This is a genomic window from Serratia rhizosphaerae (genome assembly GCF_009817885.1).
In the GTDB taxonomy this organism is placed as follows: domain Bacteria; phylum Pseudomonadota; class Gammaproteobacteria; order Enterobacterales; family Enterobacteriaceae; genus Serratia_B; species Serratia_B rhizosphaerae.
This window is the reverse complement of sequence record NZ_CP041764.1, coordinates 4,193,462-4,213,725: the sequence shown is the minus strand read 5'-3', so window position 1 is coordinate 4,213,725 and position 20,264 is coordinate 4,193,462. Positions and strand designations below refer to the sequence as shown.

At 59.4% G+C, this 20,264-nt stretch carries 23 protein-coding genes; 18 read left to right on the top strand and 5 right to left on the bottom strand.

Features of this window, described 5'->3' with window-relative positions; translation table 11 throughout:
• Window positions 1-18: 18 nt before the first annotated feature.
• From fliD to FO014_RS19530, 4 genes are all read left to right on the top strand, one after another.
• Complete coding sequence (gene fliD / locus FO014_RS19545) at window positions 19-1,416, top strand: flagellar filament capping protein FliD (RefSeq protein WP_160030727.1); 1,398 nt, start codon at window positions 19-21, stop codon at window positions 1,414-1,416.
• Window positions 1,417-1,446: 30 nt separating this feature from the next.
• A complete protein-coding gene (gene fliS / locus FO014_RS19540) occupies window positions 1,447-1,857 on the top strand; it encodes a flagellar export chaperone FliS (protein ID WP_105231561.1) in 411 nt (136 codons plus the stop codon).
• On the top strand, window positions 1,857-2,228 hold the full coding sequence (fliT, locus tag FO014_RS19535) for a flagella biosynthesis regulatory protein FliT (protein ID WP_160030726.1): 372 nt from the start codon (window positions 1,857-1,859) through the stop codon (window positions 2,226-2,228). The genes fliS and fliT overlap by 1 nt, the downstream gene beginning before the upstream one ends.
• Before the next feature lie 302 nt (window positions 2,229-2,530).
• Window positions 2,531-3,361 carry a helix-turn-helix transcriptional regulator gene (locus tag FO014_RS19530; RefSeq protein ID WP_160030725.1) on the top strand — a complete coding sequence of 277 codons (831 nt, stop codon included), beginning with the start codon at window positions 2,531-2,533 and terminating at the stop codon, window positions 3,359-3,361.
• Window positions 3,362-3,403: 42 nt separating this feature from the next.
• On the opposite strand, the gene FO014_RS19525 is transcribed toward FO014_RS19530, so the two are convergent.
• Window positions 3,404-4,159, bottom strand: a complete 756-nt coding sequence (locus FO014_RS19525) for an aspartyl/asparaginyl beta-hydroxylase domain-containing protein (protein ID WP_160030724.1) — start codon at window positions 4,157-4,159, stop codon at window positions 3,404-3,406.
• 491 nt (window positions 4,160-4,650) lie between these two features.
• On the opposite strand from FO014_RS19525, the gene FO014_RS19520 reads away from it, so the two are divergent.
• The gene (locus tag FO014_RS19520; RefSeq protein WP_160030723.1) at window positions 4,651-5,103 is read left to right on the top strand and encodes a GNAT family N-acetyltransferase; all 453 of its coding nucleotides are present in this window, start codon (window positions 4,651-4,653) and stop codon (window positions 5,101-5,103) included.
• Window positions 5,104-5,170: 67 nt separating this feature from the next.
• Here the strand turns inward: FO014_RS19520 and FO014_RS19515 are convergent, their stop codons facing one another.
• Both FO014_RS19515 and fliE read right to left on the bottom strand, forming a co-directional pair.
• The gene (locus tag FO014_RS19515; RefSeq protein WP_246168005.1) at window positions 5,171-5,572 is read right to left on the bottom strand and encodes a PaaI family thioesterase; all 402 of its coding nucleotides are present in this window, start codon (window positions 5,570-5,572) and stop codon (window positions 5,171-5,173) included.
• Between the two features lie 470 nt (window positions 5,573-6,042).
• On the bottom strand, window positions 6,043-6,357 hold the full coding sequence (gene fliE, locus FO014_RS19510) for a flagellar hook-basal body complex protein FliE (RefSeq protein WP_160030721.1): 315 nt from the start codon (window positions 6,355-6,357) through the stop codon (window positions 6,043-6,045).
• A 268-nt stretch (window positions 6,358-6,625) separates the two neighbouring features.
• Between fliE and fliF the strand changes: the two genes are divergently transcribed.
• The 13 genes from fliF to fliR all read left to right on the top strand — a co-directional run bounded on the left by fliF (window position 6,626) and on the right by fliR (window position 17,383).
• Entirely contained in the window at window positions 6,626-8,311 is a 1,686-nt protein-coding gene (fliF, locus tag FO014_RS19505; protein WP_160030720.1) for a flagellar basal-body MS-ring/collar protein FliF, read from the top strand.
• Window positions 8,308-9,300, top strand: coding sequence for a flagellar motor switch protein FliG (gene fliG / locus FO014_RS19500; RefSeq protein WP_160030719.1), 993 nt, complete (start codon window positions 8,308-8,310; stop codon window positions 9,298-9,300). Before fliF ends, fliG begins: the two co-directional genes overlap by 4 nt.
• The gene (gene fliH, locus FO014_RS19495) at window positions 9,293-10,003 is read left to right on the top strand and encodes a flagellar assembly protein FliH (RefSeq protein WP_160030718.1); all 711 of its coding nucleotides are present in this window, start codon (window positions 9,293-9,295) and stop codon (window positions 10,001-10,003) included. The genes fliG and fliH overlap by 8 nt, the downstream gene beginning before the upstream one ends.
• Window positions 10,000-11,364 carry a flagellar protein export ATPase FliI gene (gene fliI / locus FO014_RS19490; protein WP_160030717.1) on the top strand — a complete coding sequence of 455 codons (1,365 nt, stop codon included), beginning with the start codon at window positions 10,000-10,002 and terminating at the stop codon, window positions 11,362-11,364. The genes fliH and fliI overlap by 4 nt, the downstream gene beginning before the upstream one ends.
• A gap of 20 nt (window positions 11,365-11,384) precedes the next feature.
• Window positions 11,385-11,831, top strand: coding sequence for a flagellar export protein FliJ (fliJ, locus tag FO014_RS19485; protein ID WP_160030716.1), 447 nt, complete (start codon window positions 11,385-11,387; stop codon window positions 11,829-11,831).
• Window positions 11,828-13,021, top strand: coding sequence for a flagellar hook-length control protein FliK (locus tag FO014_RS19480; RefSeq protein WP_160030715.1), 1,194 nt, complete (start codon window positions 11,828-11,830; stop codon window positions 13,019-13,021). The genes fliJ and FO014_RS19480 overlap by 4 nt, the downstream gene beginning before the upstream one ends.
• A gap of 164 nt (window positions 13,022-13,185) precedes the next feature.
• On the top strand, window positions 13,186-13,674 hold the full coding sequence (fliL, locus tag FO014_RS19475) for a flagellar basal body-associated protein FliL (protein WP_160030714.1): 489 nt from the start codon (window positions 13,186-13,188) through the stop codon (window positions 13,672-13,674).
• A 6-nt stretch (window positions 13,675-13,680) separates the two neighbouring features.
• Window positions 13,681-14,685, top strand: coding sequence for a flagellar motor switch protein FliM (gene fliM, locus FO014_RS19470; RefSeq protein WP_160030713.1), 1,005 nt, complete (start codon window positions 13,681-13,683; stop codon window positions 14,683-14,685).
• Entirely contained in the window at window positions 14,678-15,094 is a 417-nt protein-coding gene (gene fliN / locus FO014_RS19465; RefSeq protein ID WP_160030712.1) for a flagellar motor switch protein FliN, read from the top strand. The genes fliM and fliN overlap by 8 nt, the downstream gene beginning before the upstream one ends.
• Window positions 15,091-15,486: a flagellar biosynthetic protein FliO gene (gene fliO, locus FO014_RS19460; RefSeq protein ID WP_160030711.1), complete on the top strand. Its 396-nt coding sequence runs from the start codon at window positions 15,091-15,093 to the stop codon at window positions 15,484-15,486. The genes fliN and fliO overlap by 4 nt, the downstream gene beginning before the upstream one ends.
• Window positions 15,483-16,271: a flagellar type III secretion system pore protein FliP gene (gene fliP / locus FO014_RS19455; RefSeq protein ID WP_246168004.1), complete on the top strand. Its 789-nt coding sequence runs from the start codon at window positions 15,483-15,485 to the stop codon at window positions 16,269-16,271. The genes fliO and fliP overlap by 4 nt, the downstream gene beginning before the upstream one ends.
• 57 nt (window positions 16,272-16,328) lie before the next feature.
• Complete coding sequence (gene fliQ, locus FO014_RS19450; protein WP_160030710.1) at window positions 16,329-16,598, top strand: flagellar biosynthesis protein FliQ; 270 nt, start codon at window positions 16,329-16,331, stop codon at window positions 16,596-16,598.
• A gap of 2 nt (window positions 16,599-16,600) precedes the next feature.
• Window positions 16,601-17,383, top strand: a complete 783-nt coding sequence (gene fliR / locus FO014_RS19445; protein WP_160030709.1) for a flagellar biosynthetic protein FliR — start codon at window positions 16,601-16,603, stop codon at window positions 17,381-17,383.
• Window positions 17,384-17,564: 181 nt separating this feature from the next.
• On the opposite strand, the gene flgL is transcribed toward fliR, so the two are convergent.
• Together flgL and flgK are read right to left on the bottom strand one after the other, a co-directional pair.
• Entirely contained in the window at window positions 17,565-18,530 is a 966-nt protein-coding gene (gene flgL, locus FO014_RS19440) for a flagellar hook-associated protein FlgL (protein WP_160030708.1), read from the bottom strand.
• 16 nt (window positions 18,531-18,546) lie between these two features.
• Window positions 18,547-20,196 carry a flagellar hook-associated protein FlgK gene (flgK, locus tag FO014_RS19435; RefSeq protein ID WP_160030707.1) on the bottom strand — a complete coding sequence of 550 codons (1,650 nt, stop codon included), beginning with the start codon at window positions 20,194-20,196 and terminating at the stop codon, window positions 18,547-18,549.
• Between the last annotated feature and the right edge of the window lie 68 nt (window positions 20,197-20,264).

Here is a 20,264-nt window from a genome sequence, read left to right as displayed (position 1 = left end):
AACCAAGGAGCACAACCCATGGCATCGATCAGTTCATTAGGCATCAGCACCGGCATGGACCTGAACGGATTACTGGACCAGTTGAGTAAGGCGGAACAACAGCGTCTGACGCCCTACACCACGCAACAAAGCAGCTACAACGCCAAGCTGACCGCTTACGGCACGCTGAAGGGCGCGCTGGAAAAGTTCGACAACCTGAGTAAAGAACTGGCTAAACCGGAATTTTTCACTAATACCACCACCAGCAAACACGATCAGTTCAACGCCACCACCAACGCCAAGGCGGTGCCGGGCAACTACACCATCACCGTTGACCAACTGGCGCAGCCGCAAACGCTGACCACCACCGCCAAGATTGCCAGCCAGACGGAGAAACTGGGCGAAGCCGGCGCCGGCGACCGCTCCCTCACCCTGACCACCGGCAACCCGCCGAAAGCGGTGAACATCCCGCTCAGCGATGACCAGACCTCGCTGGTGGAAATGCGCGACGCCATCAACGGCGCCAAGGCAGGCGTTAACGCCAGCATCATGCGCGTCGGCGATAATGAGTACAAACTGGCCATCAGCGCCAGCACGCCGGGTGAAGAGAGCAAAATTTCCGTACAGGTCAATAACGACGCAAAATTGGGCGCGGTGTTGAACTACGACGGCACCAGCGGCAAGGGCGCGCTGCAGGAGACGGTGAAAGGCCAGGATGCGAAAGTCACCATCAACGGCACGCAGATTCAGCGCAGCACCAACGCTATCTCCGATGCGCTGCAGGGGGTGACGCTGGATCTGAAGACCCTTACCAAACCCGGCGAGTCGCAAAACCTGGTGATTGAGGCTGATAAAGGCGGTTCCGCCGATAAGATCAAAGAGTGGGTCGACAGTTACAATTCCCTGCTGGATACCTTTAACTCGCTGACCAAGTACACGCCGGTAAAAAGCGGCGAGGCGCAGTCAAACAGCAACGGCGCACTGCTGGGCGACAACACCCTGCGTGGCATTCAGTCATCAATCAAAAACGCGCTGAGCGCCGCGCAGGATAACCCGGAGCTGAAGGGGCTCGGCAACCTGGGCATCAAGACCGATATCAAAACCGGCAAGCTGGAAGTCGACAGTGAAAAGCTGAAAAAAGCGATTGAGGACAAGCCGGACCAGGTGGCGAACTTCTTTGCCGGCAACGGCAAAGACAGCGGCATGGCGACCGAGATTCATAACGAAATCCAGAACTATATCAAGGCCGGCGGCATTATTGAGAGTTCCACCAAGAGCATCAACAGCAGCCTTGACCGGCTGAATACGCAAATCACCCGCGTATCGGAAAGTATTCAGAACACCATCGACCGCTATAAACAACAGTTTATCCAGCTGGACACCATGATGTCGAAGCTGAACGGCACCAGTAACTACTTAAATAAGCAGTTCTCTTAACGCAGATTAACCACAGGTAAATAAAACAGCATGTACAACCGTAGCGGAACACAGGCCTACGCACAGGTCGGTTTAGAAAGCGGCGTCATGAGCGCCAGTCCGCATCAGTTAATCGTAATGCTATTCGACGGGGCGCAAAACGCCCTGTCGCGCGCGCGCATACTGATGGAACAAGGCAATATCACCGGCAAGGGCCAGGCGCTGTCCAAGGCGATAAACATTATCGACAATGGCCTGAAAAGCGGGCTCGACCACCAACAGGGCGGCGAGATCGCCGCGCAGCTCGACGCGCTGTACGATTATATGAAACGCCGTCTGCTGCAGGCCAATCTGCATAACGACCCGCAGGCGCTCGACGAAGTGGCGAAGCTGCTGGAAAATATCGCTGACGCCTGGCGACAGATCGGCCCCAATTATCAACCCGCGCAGGACGCCATTTAATGGAACGTCAACAGCAACTGTTATCCGCATATCAGCATATCGCCACCCTCAGCGCGCAAATGCTCGCGCTGGCGCAAAGCGGCGACTGGGATCGCCTGGTGGAACTTGAGCTGACCTATGTCACCGCGGTGGAAAAAACCGCAGAGTTCTCTGACGTGATGGCCTCATCCATCGCGCTGCAGGAACTGTTACGCCATAAACTGCAGCAAATACTGGATAATGAAACGCAGCTGCGCGCCTTATTGCAGCAGCGTCTGACAGAATTAAAATCCTTAATCGATCAGTCGACGCGACAAAACGCCGTTAACGCCACCTACGGGCAATTTCACGACCGCGCCCTGCTGTTAGGGGAGCCGCAGAGCCAACAATAAGCGTCCTACCCGGCTTCTGCCACCGGCCGTACGGCTGATGAGGCTTAACGCCCGGCACACTTTTCGTTTATTCTGTCTGATCTATTCTCGGCGGCGGTGGTTTCCCTGACAGATACCGTTTGGCCCGGCGGGATACATCGTGGATAAATATCATCCCGACATGGACGTTTTCTGTTCAGCAGGAAATTAATTTTTGGCAGGAAATAAGCAGAACTGCGCGTCACCGCGTATGGAAAAAAGTTGCTCCAATGGGCGGCAACGCGTAAAGATATTCTCAGAGACTGGCTGCGAAGCGAATATCGATGGAACGCACAATTAATCTTTGTCCCGGGATCGGTAGCTCGGCGCATATTATTCAACATACTGAACTGCTACTCCCTTCAGTATATTTCGAACAACCTCACCTGTACCTGATCCAGGAGGGGAGCAAACGCATCCGTTGGCAACAGCATGAAGTGGTGGCGAACGCCGGCGATTTACTGCTGATTGATGGCGGACAAACCGTTGATATTATTAACAGTCTGTCCAGTGACGGTCGTTTCAGCTGCCATTTGATCACCTGCGATCCGCTGCTGTTCGCCGCCTCTCCAGCGCAGATCGATGTGTCCGCGGCCAGTACATTTTCCGGCGTCCGGACGTTAGCGAATATCCCCTGCGGATTTATTCACAGCTTTGAAACCACACATCTGGCGCTTACGCTGCACCACAGCTTTCCACCGGCGATTACCCGCCATAAACTGCTGGAGATTTTGCTTTGGCTGGCGCAGTACGGGGTCAAGTTCGTCCACGGCGAAGTCAAAGATCTGACGCAGCGCGTACGCCGCTGCCTGGCCACCGATCCGCACAGCATCTGGAGTGCGGCAAAAGTAGCCGCCAGTTTATCAATGAGTGAAGTGGTGCTGCGGCGCAAGCTGTCGGCGGAAAATACCGCCCTGCGCAACCTGATGATTGACGTGCGCATGAGCAGCGCGCTGGCGTTGCTGCAATCCACCGACTGGCCGATTTCGGTCATCGCTCAACATGTCGGCTATGAAAGCGCCTCCCGCTTTGCCGAGCGTTTTCGTAAACGCTTCGGTTTTGCCCCCACCGCCATCCGCGGGCATCAGCGCGTGATGGAGCCGGCAAGCGGCTGAAAACATCACGCCATTTCACAGAGGGAGACAAGGCGCGATGGTTTAGCGCAGGCTCGGGAGAATAATGGCGGCGAAGATGGCAGCGATAAGCAGCCATTTCAGCAGGTAATAGCCGCGGCGATTGCGTTGTTTCAACCGCTGGCCCGCATCGCGGATCGCATTGACGTACTTAAAAATGCGGTTGATCAAGCCGGTGCGATCCTGCTCATTATTGGGCGAACTGGCTGCCGACATCAGCGTCCTGCCGACCCAGCGGTTCACCGCCTGCGCCCAGCCCCACTTCATCGGTCGTTCGATATCGCAGAACAGGATAATGCGCGTCTGCTCCGTGCCGTTTTGCGCCCAGTGCACATAGGTTTCGTCAAAAATTACCGCCTGACCGTCACGCCAGCTGTGACGTTGACGATCCACGTCGATAAAGCAACGGTCGTCATTCGGCGTCACCAGCCCCAGGTGATAACGCACCGACCCTGCGTAAGGATCCCGGTGTTTACCCAGATGGCTGCCGGCGGGCAGTTCGGCGAACATCGCCGCTTTGATATGATCCTGCAGGCGCAGGGCTTCCTCGCGAATCACCCGCCAGTTGTCCGTCAACTGTTGCAGCTCGGGAAAAGTCTGCGGTGCAAAGTAAGGTTGTTTCGCCGGCAGGCGGGAGAAACCGGTCATAAACATGTTGAACGGCCCCATAAAAGTGGAGTGATCGAAAAGTTGTCTGCTAACTTTTTGTTTTTCCTGCCCGCGGGAGTGGGCGTAAATAAAGCTGATAATGAAAATACCGATGATAATTGCTGCAACCATAGAATCCGTCCTACAGAGTCGTTCTGTCAAAATCGCAGGAATTATAATTTCACGCCAAAAAAGTTTAATTATTTTGTGCCATTTTGTTATATATTTGTTGACTTTTTGTTTTTACTGGCAGACCGACTCCCGTGGCGGGTCAGCCCGCGCCTGACCATGCAAGCGGCCATGTCACCATGGCCGTAAACGATCATTGTGTCATCATGAGATAGATTAATATCATCAGAATGGCTATCATCACAACGCTTATTCTACGCCATCCGGTTTCACTTTTTAAACTCATACTGTTCCCTGTGTTAGTTATATCAATAATAAAGTCCGGATTTTAATTTATTGATTTTAAAATAACTACGTCATACCGTTTTTTTTCTGAGCAAATGTTTAATATATCGACGTGAGTCACTTTACACATCATTTATCAGGTATTAATTCCATATATGATAATTTTCAATTAGAATATCATCTCAGACAATATATTAACCCTATTCATTATGAAAATAATATCCGTCCGGGAACACCCGGAGCTCGCCGAAGCCGCCATCGCCTATTTTCAACGCCAGTGGGCTACGCCAGAAACGATGATGATGTATCGCGACGCCATTATCCATGCCATCGGCGCAGAAAATCCGCTGCCGCAATGGTATCTGCTGATGCAGAATCAGGAAATTATCGGCTGTGCGGGGCTAATCACTAATGATTTTATCAGCCGTGGCGAGCTGTATCCCTGGCTATGCGCGCTGTTTATTGAAGAACAGCATCGCAGTCAGGGCCACGCCACCCGGCTTATTCAGCATATCGCGACACAGGCCAAGGGGGTGGGGTTCCGTCACCTGCATCTTTGCACCGACCTGGAAGGCTTTTACGAAAAACAGCATTTCGTTTCCAACGGCATCGGCTACCATCCGTGGGGAGAAAGTTCGCGTGTTTATACGCTGAAATTATAATTTAACTTTATTAATTAACATACTACGACGCCGGTTTGCATACCCTCAGCCGGCGCCGACACATCACCTACCCCTGCCAGGGAATCGGCATCCTGCCGTATTTGCCAAGTTTGAACGTCGCACTGCCGGTTGCAATCAGATCGCCCTCGGCATTATGCAAGAAACCTTCGGTAAACACGATGGAGCCTGTCTTGCGCACTATTTTCCCGATGCCTTTGATCTTCCCCGGCTGCGCCGGACTGATAAAACTGGTTTTTGATTCAATCGTTACCGCCAACAGTGGCGTCGGCAGCGTAATATAGACCGCCGGCCCCATCGCATCATCCAGCATTGCCGACAGGATCCCTCCCTGAATACAACCCAGCGGATTGGTCAACACCTGTTCTGCGTCGTACTCCACCTGAACTTTCATCGCATCATCATCATAGTGGACAAACTTCCATCCCAGCATCTTTGAGACCTGCGACAAGATAACCTCACCTCTAGCCACCCGTAAAAAATAGGGATCGTTCTGCATGGCAACCACCTCCAGTTATGAAAGAGTACTCTGGAAAATACATAAAAATTATTTCACTTTCATACTTAGGATAGTTGAGCAAAAAACAATCACCAGTTTCTTTTTTAACGCGTCCAAATCATCCACAATGGCCATGAACAACCGTAAAAGACACATGCGACTTCGAAGCATTTAAGAAAAACGGCTGATATTATAAATACGTGGATTTCCCCAAAGACAGGACGAGCACGATGGGCCAAGCGGCTATTTCCACAATAAAATGACGGCGTCTAACACCGGAATGCGTCCTGAACGCCTTTTTAACAGCCGGACGGCCAACCTTTGGGGGTGGGTGGCAGCCAGCCGACCAGAGGACGATTTATGATTAGGGACACTCACCTTTCCTGCCTGGGCATCACCCATCTGTCAGCCGCCTTACCCCGCTACACCTGCATATTCATCACATCCTGATACGCCGCCACCAGCTTATTACGAACCTGGATGCCCAGCTGCATCGACACCGATGATTTTTGCAGATCCACCATCACATCATTCAGGCTGATGCCCGGCACACCCCGCTCAAAATCCTGCGCCTGTTTGCGCGCCGCCTGCTGGTTATCGCTGATTTTACCCAGTGCGGCCTTCAGCTCACCGGCGAAGCTGACGCCCTGCGCCGGCTGCGCGGTGGTGGAACCGCCGGCCTGCAGCGCCGTGGCCTGTAACTGCTGCAGTACCCCTTCAATCCCCTGAATCGCCATTCTTCCCCCTGTGGTGGTTGTCGCCGCCGGGTCTCTGTATACCCGATACAATTTTGATGATGCACACCCTAACACGCCCCTCTGCCGCTAAAGCGGCTAATTAACCACAAAAAACGCGGCTTATCGGGCCATCAAAATCCGCGCTCAGGGCAAATAATGGCATGCCCAAAATGGGGGCAGTTTTAACCCGTCAAGTTATGTGCATCATGGAGTCTGTTTTGTCACCACACAACGCTAAGCATTTTGTTCAGCCAGGTAAGGGGCCAGCATGAGCGCCTCAATAACCCACGGTGAAAACCGTGAAAATGGCCTTCAGGCCCAGTGGAACCGCCTGCGCGCCAATCCTAAAATCCCGTTGCTGATTGCGGCCTCCGCCGCGGTAGCCATCGTGGTGGCGCTGTTGTTATGGGTGAAAAGTCCAGATTATCGCGTGTTGTACAGCAACCTGAACGACCGTGACGGCGGCGCCATCGTCACGCAGCTCACGCAGATGAACATCCCCTACCGCTTCGCCGATAACGGTTCTGCGCTGATGGTTCCCGCCGATAACGTCCATGAAACCCGCCTGCGTCTGGCGCAGCAAGGGCTGCCGAAAGGCGGCGCCGTCGGTTTTGAACTGCTCGATCAGGAAAAATTCGGCATCAGCCAGTTCAGCGAGCAGATCAACTATCAGCGGGCGCTCGAAGGTGAACTGTCGCGCACCATCGAATCGCTGGGGCCGGTGCAGAATGCGCGGGTGCACCTGGCGATGCCCAAGCCGTCGCTGTTTGTGCGTGAGCAAAAATCCCCTTCCGCCTCGGTCACTCTGACGCTGCAACCGGGCCGGGCGCTGGATGACGGCCAAATCAACGCCATCGTCTATATGGTCGCCAGCAGCGTGGCCGGCCTGCCGCCGGGCAACGTGACGGTGGTCGATCAAGCCGGCCGTCTGCTGACGCAATCCGACGGCAACGGGCGCGATCTTAACGCCGCGCAGCTGAAATACGCCGGCGAAGTGGAAGGCCGCTACCAGCGCCGCATTGAAGCGATTCTGGCGCCGATCGTCGGCAGCGCCAACGTACGGGCGCAGGTGACCGCGCAGATCGATTTCGCCACTCGCGAACAGACCGACGAGCAATACCAGCCTAACCCCACGTCGGAGAAAGCCGCCATCCGCTCGCGCCAGCTGAGCCAGAGCGATCAGGTCGGCGGCCCGCAGGTGGGCGGCGTACCGGGCGCGCTCTCCAATCAGCCAAGCGCAGCGCCGACGGCGCCGATTGAAACGCCGCCGGCCAATAACGCGGACGCCCAGCCCCGTGCCGACAAAGCCACGGCGGATAATGCACGTGGCGAGAACACCGTCAGCGGGCCGCACAGCAGCCGTCGCGACGAAACCACCAACTATGAAGTTGACCGCACCATCCGCCATACCCAGCACAAAGCCGGCACGGTGCAGCGCCTGTCCGTCGCCGTGGTGCTCAACACTCTCGGCACGGATAAAGACGGTAAACCGGTAATGATGGGCAAAACGCAGCTGGCGCAGGTGGAAGCGCTGGTGCGCGAAGCAATGGGCTACTCCAGCGAACGCGGCGACACATTGAACGTGGTCAACTCGCCGTTCAGTGATGTGGAGACCGGCGGCGGCGAACTGCCGTTCTGGCAGTCGCAGCACTTTATCGATCAACTGCTGAACGCCGGCCGCTATCTGCTGATCGCGCTGATCGCCTGGCTGCTGTGGCGCAAGCTGGTGCGTCCGCAGTGGCAAAACCGCCAGGCGCAGCAACAGGCCGCCGCCACGCCGGCCCCCTCTGCCGAAGGCGGCAGTAAACCCAGCAACGAGGAGTTGGCGCAGCACAAGCGTTCACAGCAGCGCGTCAGCGCCGAAGTCCAGAGCCAGCGCATCCGCGATTTGGCGGATAAAGATCCGCGCATTATCGCCCTGGTAATCCGCCAATGGATGAGTAACGAATTATGAGTCTGACAGGTACAGAAAAAAGCGCCATCCTGCTGATGACGCTGGGAGAAGACCGCGCGGCCGAGGTATTCAAACACCTCTCGTCGCGCGAAGTGCAACAGCTGAGCGGCACCATGGCCAGCATGCGGCAGGTGTCGCACAAACAGCTGGGCGACATTCTGACGGAGTTTGAGGACGATGCCGAACAGTATGCCGCTCTCAGCGTCAACGCCAGCGACTATCTGCGTTCGGTCTTGGTGAAAGCGCTGGGCGAAGAGCGCGCCTCCAGCCTGCTGGAAGATATTCTCGAATCGCGGGAAACCACCTCCGGGATGGAAACGCTCAACTTTATGGAGCCGCAGAGCGCGGCCGATCTGATCCGCGACGAACATCCGCAGATTATCGCCACCATTTTGGTGCATCTGAAACGCGGTCAGGCGGCGGATATTCTGGCGCAGTTTGAAGAACGCCTGCGCAACGACGTGATGCTGCGTATCGCCACCTTCGGCGGCGTGCAGCCGGCGGCGCTGGCGGAGCTGACCGAGGTGCTCAACAACCTGCTCGACGGCCAGAACCTCAAGCGCAGCAAAATGGGCGGGGTGCGCACCGCCGCCGAAATCATCAACCTGATGAAGACCCATCAGGAAGAAGCGGTGATCGATGCGATGCGCGACTACGACGGCGAGCTGGCACAGAAGATCATCGACGAAATGTTCCTGTTCGAAAACCTGGTGGAGGTCGACGATCGCAGTATCCAGCGCCTGCTTCAGGACGTGGAAGGCGAATCGCTGCTGGTCGCTCTGAAAGGCGCCGAGCAGCCGCTGCGCGAGAAGTTCCTCAAGAATATGTCGCAACGCGCCGCCGACATTCTGCGCGACGACCTGGCCAACCGCGGCCCGGTGCGGATGTCGCAGGTGGAGAACGAACAGAAGGCAATTTTGCTGATCGTCCGTCGTCTGGCGGAAAGCGGCGAAATGATTATCGGCGGCGGCGAGGATACTTATGTCTGACAGCAGCTCCCCACTCGCCTGGCAGCCATGGCGTCTTAACGATTTAGCGACGTCCGCAACCGCGGAAACAACGCCGGAAAACGATACGCCGCCGGCCGAGCCGGAGAGCGCGCCGCCGGATGAGGCGGAAAGTGAGCGGCAGCATCGGGAAGCGCTGCGACTGCAGGCGCAGCAGCAGGGCCATCAGTTGGGCCATGACGAAGGCCGGCAACAGGGCTATCAGGAAGGCTATCAGCAAGGCCTTGAAGAAGGCCGACTACAGGGCATCGAACAGGGTGAACAGCAACAGCAGCCGCTGACCGAGCAGTGGCGGCAGATGATCGGCGAATTCCAGCATACGCTGGACGCACTGGACAGCGTGATCGCCGCGCGCCTGATGCAGCTGGCGCTCACCGCCGCCAAACAGGTGCTCGGCCAGCCGCCGGTCTGCGACGGCAGCGCCCTGCTGGCGCAGATCCAGCAACTGATTCAGCAAGAGCCGATGTTCAGCGGCAAGCCGCAGCTGCGCGTACATCCCGACGATTACCCACGCGTGGAGCAGCAGCTCGGGGTAACCCTGAGCCTGCACGGCTGGCGGCTGCTGGCCGACGGCGAACTGCACCCCGGCGGCTGTAAAGTCAGCGCCGAGGAAGGCGACCTCGACGCCAGCCTGGCCACCCGCTGGCACGAAATCTGCCGCCTGGCGGCGCCGGGGGACGTATGACGACGCCCCGTCTCGGCCGCTGGCTCCGCGCGCTGGATACGCTGGAGCAGCGCATTCAACATGCGCCGCCGGTTCGCCGTTACGGCCGCCTGACCCGCGCCACCGGTCTGGTGCTGGAGGCCACCGGCCTGCAGATGCCGCTCGGCGCCACCTGCCTGATCGAACGGCACTACGCCGGCGAGGTCCACGAAGTGGAAAGCGAAGTGGTCGGTTTTAACGGCCAGCATCTGTTTCTGATGCCGCTGGAAGATGTGGAAGGCATCGTGCCCGGCGCGCGGGTGTACGCCCGCCTCTCACCGGAGGGACAAAGCGCCGGTAAGCAGCTGCCGCTCGGCCCCGCCCTGCTCGGCCGGGTATTGGACGGCGGCGCCAAACCGCTCGACGGTCTGCCGCCGCCGGAAACCGGCTATCGCGCACCGTTGGCCACCGCACCGTTCAACCCGCTGCAGCGCACGCCGATCGAACAGGTGCTGGATGTCGGCGTGCGCACCATCAACGGCCTGCTGACCGTCGGACGCGGCCAGCGCATGGGGCTGTTTGCCGGCTCCGGGGTGGGTAAAAGCGTGCTGCTCGGCATGATGGCGCGCTATACCCAGGCCGATGTGATCGTAGTCGGGCTGATCGGCGAGCGCGGCCGGGAAGTGAAAGACTTTATCGAAAATATTCTCGGCGCCGAAGGCCGCGCCCGTTCGGTAGTGATCGCCGCACCGGCCGACGTGTCGCCGCTGCTGCGGATGCAGGGCGCCGCCTACGCCACGCGCATTGCCGAAGATTTCCGCGATCGTGGTCAGCACGTACTGCTGATTATGGACTCCCTGACCCGTTACGCCATGGCGCAGCGGGAAATCGCGCTGGCTATCGGCGAACCGCCGGCTACCAAAGGCTACCCGCCGTCGGTATTCGCCAAGCTGCCGGCGCTGGTGGAACGCGCAGGCAATGGCATCAGCGGCGGCGGCTCCATCACCGCCTTTTATACCGTACTGACCGAAGGCGACGACCAGCAGGATCCAATTGCCGACTCAGCGCGCGCCATTCTCGACGGCCATGTGGTGCTGTCGCGCCGCCTGGCAGAGTCCGGCCACTACCCGGCCATCGACATCGAAGCGTCCATCAGCCGCGCGATGACCGCGCTGATCGACCAGGATCACTACCGCCGGGTGCGCGATTTCAAACAGATGCTGGCCAGCTATCAGCGCAACCGCGATCTGATCAGCGTCGGCGCCTATTCGGCCGGCAGCGATCCGCTGCTGGACAAGGCGATGGCGCTGTATCCGCAGATGGAGGCCTATCTGCAACAGGGTATTTTCGAACGCAGCGGTTATGACGAAGCCTGTCAGCAACTGCAACAGTTGATCGTTTAACCGACCGGGAGCACGGCACGATGAAATCAAACTCGCCACTGCTGACGCTGCGCGACCTGGCGCAAAAGGCGGTAGAACAGGCCACGCAGCAGCTGGGCCAGGCGCGCCAGGCGCAGCAGGCGGCGGAGCAGCAGCTTTCCATGCTGCTTAATTACCAGGATGAGTACCGGCAAAAACTCAACGCCACGCTGAGCCATGGCATGGGTTCCGCCAGCTGGCAAAACTATCAGCAGTTTATCGCCACGCTGGAGCAGGCCATCAGCCAGCACCGCCAGCAGCTGCAACAACGGAGCCAGAAAGTGGAACAGGCGATAACGCAGTGGCAGGACAAACAGCAGCGGCTGAACGCCTTCGACACCCTGCATACGCGCGCGCTGCACGCCGAACAGCAGCAGGAAAATAAACGTGACCAAAAATTGATGGACGAGTTTGCTCAACGTCGTTCACACAGGAACAGTAACCTATGAACCTCACCCTTTTGCCCGTTATGGCGCCCGCAGGCGATGCCGCAACCGACGGTCTGGCGCCGGCTGCCGATAGCGATGCGCTGTCATCGGCGTTCGCGCAGCTGCTGGGCGAGCGTTTTCGCCCCGCCGGGCAGCACGCGGACGTGCCGCAACTGCAGCCTCTGGCCGCCGATGCGGAACCGACGCCGGACGGTGGTGCGCTCAGCCAGCTGCTGAACGTACCGGAACAGCTCAAAACGCTGACGAACCTCACCGCACGAGCGCCGCTCAACGCGACGGTGGCGCAGGATGACGCGTCGGAACCCCCGCCCGTATCCGCACTGAAAAGCCATGACGCGCCGGATGCCGCCACCTTACAGGCGCTGTTGGCCATGCTGCCGGCGATCGCGGCACCGCAGCCGGATGAACAACGCGCTGTCCCGGCGCCGGCGGATAACCGCCAGCCCGGCAGGCCGTCGGCCCCGGCGGCCTCATTGATCGGCGCATTGCATGACGATACCGCGCCGTCTGCCGGGCGCTTCGCGATGCCGGTAACGTCTCATCAGGCCCCGGCTCCGCAAAATAGCGAAGCCGACGCCGCACCGCAGACGTTCAAAACGGACGTCTTCACCGCCGATCGCGTACCGCTGAGCGCCGATAGCGCATCGTCGCCGGCCTCGCAGCACGCCATGACGCCGGCCGCCGCCGGCCCGCAGTTCACCGCGTCACAGCCCGCAGCGGCGGTAGCGGCTCCGTCCGCGCCGCTACTGAACGCGCCGCTCGGCAGCCCGGAATGGCAGCAGGCATTAAGCCAGCAGGTGCTGATGTTCCACCGTGGCGGCCAGCAGAGCGCCGAACTGCGCCTGCATCCTCAGGAACTGGGGTCGCTGCAGATTACGTTGAAGCTGGACGATCAGCAGGCGCAGCTGCATATCACCTCGGCGCACGGCCAGGTGCGCGCCGCGGCGGAAGCCGCCATACCGCATCTGCGCCATGCGCTGGCGGAAAGCGGCATCAATCTGGGCCAGAGCAGCGTTGGCGGCGACGCGACGCCGCAGCAGTCGCAGCAGCAGGCCTCACAGGAACACGGCCGATCGCCGTCCTACCGTGAGCAGCACGGCGGCGCGGATCTGCCGGCAGAGGCGACGGCCGCTCCGCCAACCCTGCAGGCGCTGGCGCGGGCGGTTGACGGCGTCGATATCTTCGCCTGACGCGCCACGGCAAACGCCGAAGCTGACACGTTTTTCCCCGCCTATTCAGGCTATTGCATGCCGGGATTGACGGGATAATAACGCCATCTTTATCTCCCCCTGCCGTCAGGGGGACGCACGGACGCAAGCTCTGCGCGTGCCAATAACAGGAATTTGATTAAGTAATGTCACAAAACACCCTGCCAACGGCGCCGAAAAAGCGCCCGCTATTGGTCATCCTGTTGCTGCTGATCACCGTCGCCGCCTGCGGCGCGGCGGGCTACAGCTGGTGGCTGCTGCAACAAAAAGACCACGGCGGCAATGCCGCAGCGGCCAAACCACAGCCGCCGGCGGCGCCGGTCTTTATGCCGCTCGATACCTTTACCGTCAATCTGATGACGCCGGACAACAACCCCGATCGCGTGCTGTACATCGGCCTGACGCTGCGCCTGCCGGATGAGGCGACGCGCCGCCAAATGAACGACTTTCTGCCGGAGGTGCGCAGCCGTCTGCTGATGTTGCTGTCCCGTCAGGACGCCGCGCAGCTGGCTAACGAACAGGGGAAACAGCAGTTGGTGGCGCAGATCAAAGAAGTGCTCAGCCCGCCGCTGGTTAACGGCCAACCCAAGCTGGTGGTCAGCGATGTGCTGTTCACCGCCTTTATCCTGCGGTAATCCACTATGGGCGACAGTATTCTTTCTCAGGCGGAGATCGACGCGCTACTCAACGGCGACAGCTCAGGCGACGAACCTGCGGCGATAGTCGGCAACGAGAGCGAGGTCAAGCCTTACGATCCCAATACCCAACGCCGGGTGGTGCGTGAACGTCTGCAGGCGCTGGAAATCATTAACGAACGTTTTGCCCGTCAGTTCCGCATGGGGCTGTTTAACCTGCTGCGCCGCAGCCCGGACATTACCGTCGGCCCGATCAAAATCCAGCCGTATCATGAGTTCGCCCGCAACCTGCCGGTGCCGACCAATCTGAACCTGGTGCATCTGAATCCGCTGCGCGGCACCGCGCTGTTCGTGTTCGCGCCCAGTCTGGTGTTTATCGCCGTCGATAACCTGTTCGGCGGCGACGGCCGTTTCCCGACCAAAGTGGAAGGCCGCGAGTTTACCCCGACCGAACAGCGGGTGATCCGCCGCATGCTGCGGCTGGCGCTGGATGCCTATGGCGACGCATGGAGCGCGATTTATAAGGTGGACGTGGAGTATGTGCGCGCCGAGATGCAGGTGAAATTCACCAATATCACCACCTCGCCGAACGATATCGTGGTCACCACGCCGTTCCAGGTGGAGATCGGCGCGCTGACCGGCGAATTCAACATCTGCATCCCCTTCTCGATGATTGAGCCGCTGCGCGAACTGCTGACCAATCCGCCGCTGGAGAATTCGCGCCAGGAGGATAACCGCTGGCGCGAAACCTTGGCAAAGCAGGTACAGCATTCCGAACTGGAGCTGATCGCCAACTTTGTCGACATCCCGATGCGGCTGTCGAAGGTGCTGAAGCTGCAGCCCGGCGATGTCTTGCCGATCGACAAACCGGAACGCCTGATCGCTCATGTCGACGGCGTACCGGTACTGACCAGCCAATACGGCACCCTGAACGGGCAATATGCCCTGCGCGTTGAACATTTGATTAACCCTATTTTGCATGCTCTGAGTGAGGAACGGCCCAATGAGTGACCCGAAACAACCGTCTGGCGAAGAAAAGGAATCCGCCGACTCCCTGTGGGCTGACGCGTTTAACGAACAACAGGCCGCGGAAAAGCCAGGCGCCACCACCGAAGGCGTGTTCAAAACGCTGGAGGCGCAGGATGCCATCGGCGGCCTGCAGGATATCGATCTGATTCTGGATATTCCGGTCAAACTGACGGTGGAGCTTGGCCGCACCAAAATGACCATCAAAGAGCTGCTGCGCCTGTCGCAAGGCTCCGTGGTGGCGCTGGACGGGCTGGCCGGCGAACCGCTGGATATTCTGATCAACGGTTATCTGATCGCCCAGGGCGAAGTGGTGGTGGTGGCCGATAAATTCGGCGTACGCATCACCGATATCATCACCCCGTCCGAACGCATGCGGCGCCTGAGCCGATGAGCGCGACCGTGCAGACGCACACCGGCCAGCCTGCCGAACCGGTCTTGCCGACCGGTTCGGTGCTTACCCAGGTCAGCAGCGCGCTCGGCGGCGTGCTGCTGCTGATCGTGCTGGCCGGCTGGCTGTTTCGCCGCCTGGGTTTTACGCCGCAAAAACGCCGCGGCGCGCTGCTGAATCTGCGCGCCAGCTGCCAGGTCGGCCAGCGCGAACGCGTGGTGGTGGTGGAAGTGGACAACACCTGGCTGGTGCTGGGCGTCACCGCGCAGCACATCACCCCGCTGCATACCCTGAGCGCACCGCCGGCCGCGCCTGATGCCGCCAGCGCCACGCCGCCGGCGGATTTTCGCCAATTGATACGCAACGTCCTGCAACGTCCGGAAAAATCGGCATGAATGCACCCCAACGCCTTTCCTGCGCGTCGCCGACGCGCCTCCCCCGTCTGAGCCGCTGCTGCGCGCCCGCGCTCACCGCCCTGCTGCTGGTCAGCCCGGCGGCGCTGGCGCAGCTGCCGGGCCTTATCAGCCAGCCGCTCGCCGGCGGCGGCCAGAGCTGGTCGCTGCCGGTGCAGACGCTGGTGCTGCTGACCTCGCTGACCTTCCTGCCGGCGATACTGCTGATGATGACCAGCTTTACCCGCATCATTATCGTGCTGGGCCTGCTGCGCAACGCGCTGGGCACCCCCTCCGCGCCGCCGAACCAGGTGATGCTGGGCCTGGCGCTGTTTCTGACCTTTTTTATTATGTCGCCGATATTCGACAAGGTGTATCAGGATGCCTACCTGCCGTTCAGCCAGGACAAAATCGCGCTCGACGTCGCCATGGAAAAAGGCGCGCAGCCGCTGCGCGAATTTATGCTGCGCCAGACGCGGGAAACCGATCTGGCGCTGTACGCCCGGCTGGCCCATCAGCCGCCGCTGGCCGGCCCGGAAGCGGTGCCGATGCGCATCCTGCTGCCGGCCTACGTCACCAGCGAGTTAAAAACCGCCTTCCAGATCGGCTTTACGGTGTTTATTCCCTTTCTGATTATCGATCTGGTGGTGGCCAGCGTGTTGATGGCGCTGGGAATGATGATGGTGCCGCCGGCCACCATCTCGCTGCCGTTCAAACTGATGCTGTTTGTGCTGGTCGACGGCTGGCAGCTGCTGCTGGGTTCGCTGGCGCAGAGTTTTTATTCCTGACCCCTTCCCCTTCCGGCGCTCAGCCGCTGAGCGCCGCACTATGCGGAGAAACACGCAATGACTCCTGAATCGGTAATGGCGCTGGGCGTTGAGGCGATGAACGTGGCGCTGGCGCTGGCCGCCCCGCTGCTGCTGGCGGCGCTGATCAGCGGCCTGGTGGTCAGCCTGCTGCAGGCGGCAACCCAGATCAACGAAATGACGCTGTCTTTTATCCCGAAAATCCTGGCGGTGGTCGCCACCATCATTATCGCCGGCCCGTGGATGCTCAACCTGCTGCTGGACTATATGCGCATGCTGTTCAGCAATCTGCCCAACATTATCGGTTAACCATGCTCAACCTCGACAGCTCGCAGTTCACCCTCTGGCTCAGCCACTATTTCTGGCCGCTGCTGCGTATTCTGGCGCTGATCGCCACCGCGCCGCTGCTGAGTGAAAAGCAAATCAGCAAAAAAGTGAAGCTGGGGCTGGGCGGGCTGATCGTCATGCTGATTGCGCCGACGCTGCCGGCCAGCGAGATACCGATTTTTTCCGCCGCCGGCCTGTGGCTGGCGCTGCAGCAAATCCTGATCGGCGTGGCGCTCGGCCTGACCATGCAGTTCGCCTTTGCCGCGGTGCGCACCGCCGGCGAAGTTATCGGCATGCAGATGGGCCTGTCGTTTGCCACCTTCTTCGATCCCTCCGGCGGGCCGAATATGCCGGTGCTGGCGCGCTTGCTCAATCTGCTGGCGATGCTGCTGTTTTTATCCTTCGACGGTCATCTGTGGCTGATCTCGCTGCTGGCGGACAGTTTCCACACCCTGCCGATCGGCACGCAGCCGCTCAGCGGCAACGGGTTCCTGGCGCTGACTCAGGCCGGCTCGCTGATCTTTATCAACGGCGTGATGCTGGCGCTGCCGCTGATCTGCCTGCTGCTGACGCTGAACCTGTCGCTGGGGCTGCTCAACCGCGTCACGCCTCAGCTGTCGGTATTCGTGATCGGCTTCCCCGTCACCATGACCATCGGCATCCTGACGCTCGGCATGATGATGCCGATGCTGGCGCCGTTTTGTGAGCATCTGTTCGGCGAGGTGTTTAACCGGCTGGCGGATGTGCTCAGCGGCATGCGCAGCTAGTCCGCCGGCGTTCACCCATAAAAAAAGCCCGTTGCTCCAAACCTTAGTGGGAAAAAGAGCAACGGGCCAAACGACTGCGCCCGGTATTTAAGGGAATGGTCGCCCGCGTCAGCACGGGCCGTTCCCCTTCGCGCAGCCAAATCGGCGTGCGCCGCCAACCGGCGGCACACAATGGTCAGCGCTAACGATTCATCTGAAACAGCGACATGCCCTGCATATCACCGAACGTTTTATATGAAGCCTGCAGCGCGGCCTGCTGCTGGAAATAAGACGAGATGGCCTCGACAACATCCACATCCACCAGCGCGCTCATCTGAACCTGGTTGTTCGTATCACGGACTTTGCCGATATTGTCCAACGTCTCAATTTCCTGCATCTGCGTACCCAGCTTGGAATTGACCGTCAGCACGTTGTTGTAAACATTATCCAGACCGCGCTGCGCCTTGTCCAAATCCGCCTGCACCTGTTGGCGCGTCGCGTCGTCGGCGTCCTGCAGCGGAGTATTGAGCGCCTTGAGCGCCAGATCGATACTGTCAAACACGTTGCTCACCGGCGCGCTGCCGTCCGGCTCCGGCTTCGGGTTGCTGGTCAGCGACATAAAGATCGCATCACCGGTATAGCCGACGGTCATGGTGCGGTTGGCGTCAACCTTCTGCTCAATCGCCCGGCTGCTGCCCTGATACACCACCTTGCCGTCGTCCTGCTGGACAAACGGCGGCTGGTCGTCCTTAAAACCGCCGAACATATAGCGGCCATTGCCGTCCGAGTTGTTCGCCTGCCCCAGCAGCTGATCTTTCAACCCCTGCAGCTGGGTCGCCAGCGAGGCGCGGTCATTATCGCTCAGCACGCCGTCGCCGGCGTTAACCAGCAGGCCTTTCATATCCTTGATGCTGCCGGCGGCGCTGGCGGTCACTTTCTCCGCCATGGTGATACTTTGCAGGGCGAACTGACGCGCCAGCGCATACTGGCTGTTTTCCGACTGGGACTGCGTCAGCATCACCGCCTGCGAGGCCGCCAGCGGATCGTCAGAGGGCGTCAACACCCGGGTGCCGCTGGACAGATGCTGGGCGGACTTCATCCACAGCGACTGTCGGTCGGTCAGGCTCTGCATGTTTTGCTGGTACATCATGCTGGTGCTCATGCGCATAGTCTGGATTCCTTAATCAACGGATGGAAAGAAGAGCGTCGAACATCGAGCTGGCGGTCTGAATCACCTGCGCGTTCGCCATGTAATACTGCTGGAAACGCAGCAGTTCGCCGTACTCCTCGTCCAGGTTGACGCCGGATACCGACTGCTGTTGTTCCGTCAGCTGCTTGACGATATTGCCCTGCGCAACGCTGTTGGTTTTTGCCGTGGCGGTCTGGTTGCCGACGTTGCTGACCAGGCTGGCATAGGCACCGCTCAGCGTGGCCTTGCCGTCCACCAGCTTTTGCGTCTGCAGGTCGCTCAGCTTTTTCACGTTGTCGTTATCGCCGCTACCGCCGTCCTCGCTGCCGGCGGCGGCCAGCTTGCCGGCGTCGCTAATCACCACCTTCAGGTTGCCGGCCACATCGCTGACGGGCTTGACGGTGAAGCTGTCGTTCTTGTTGGCCGTGCCGTCGATGCCGACCCGCAGTCCTTCAAATTCCAGCGTCGGTTTACCGTCGGCGTCGGTGCCGGGGGTGGCGTTCACTTTGACGTTGTCCGACAGGCGCGTCACCTGCCAGTTACTGCCGTCAAACTCGACGCGGTAATCGCTGGCCTGCACTTTGCCGGTGTCGGTATAGCTCACGCTCAGTTCGGCGTCGCCGCTGTTGCGACTGTTTTCCACCACCCGGCCGCCGCTGAAGCTGAAGAAATCGCCGCCCGGTTCGCCATGAATATCAAAACCGGCGCGGTGCTGCTGGTTAAAGCTGTCGGCCAGCGCCAGCACCATCTGCCCCAGCTGGTTGCGTGCCCCGTCCAGCGCCTCACTGCGGAACTTCAGCACGCCGCTGACGCTGCCGCCGGTAATCTGCCCGGTCGGGATCTCGCTGGCGCCGTTGCCGCGGTTATAGCCCAGCGTCAGCCGCGCCGGATCCTCGCTGGATGGCACGGCCTCCACCTGATAGGTATTACTGCCCTGCACCAGCGTCAAGCCGTTGGCGAAAGAGACGGTGTAAGTGTCGCCGTCCTGCTGCGTCACCTGCACATTGACGATTTGGTTCAGCTCGGTCACCAGTTGGTCGCGCTGATCGAGCAGAGCGTTGGGTTCGCTGCCGCTGCTGCCGCGCAGGCGGGTGATTTCATCATTCAGCCGGGCAATCTGCTGGCTGTAGTTATTAATTTGTACCGCGCTTTCGCTCAGTTGCTGATTGACGCCGGCATCCAGATCGCGCAGATATTTATCGGCATTACCGATCTGGTTCACCAGGCCGTTGGCCTTGCCCAGCACGGTGTTGCGCGACGCGTCATCACCGGCGTTATTGACCACGTTCTGCAGGCTGGTGAAAAAATCCTGCATATTGGTCGACACGTTGTTGGTTTTGTCCGCCAGTAGGTTATCTATCTGCGAAATTTTTTCATAATAGGCGTTGTGGGCGCCGGCCTGGCTCTGTGCGCCACGCAGCTGATTGGTGATGAACTGGTTATATTCACGGTTCACGCTGGTGACCGTGACGCCGTTGCCGATAAAGCCGGCCATGGTGCCCATACCGCCGTTCTGCGCCAGAATGGCGGTCTGACGGTTGTAGCCGGCCACGTTGTAGTTGGAAATATTATTACTGACGGTGCTCAGCGCCACCTGCGCCGCATTCAGGCCGCTCATCGCGGTATTGATTAAGCTATTGGACATAGAGATTCCTTGTGCTGCGGCGCCGGAGGCCCACAGGGTTTCATCAGGTTGCTGAACGACGCCGCCCA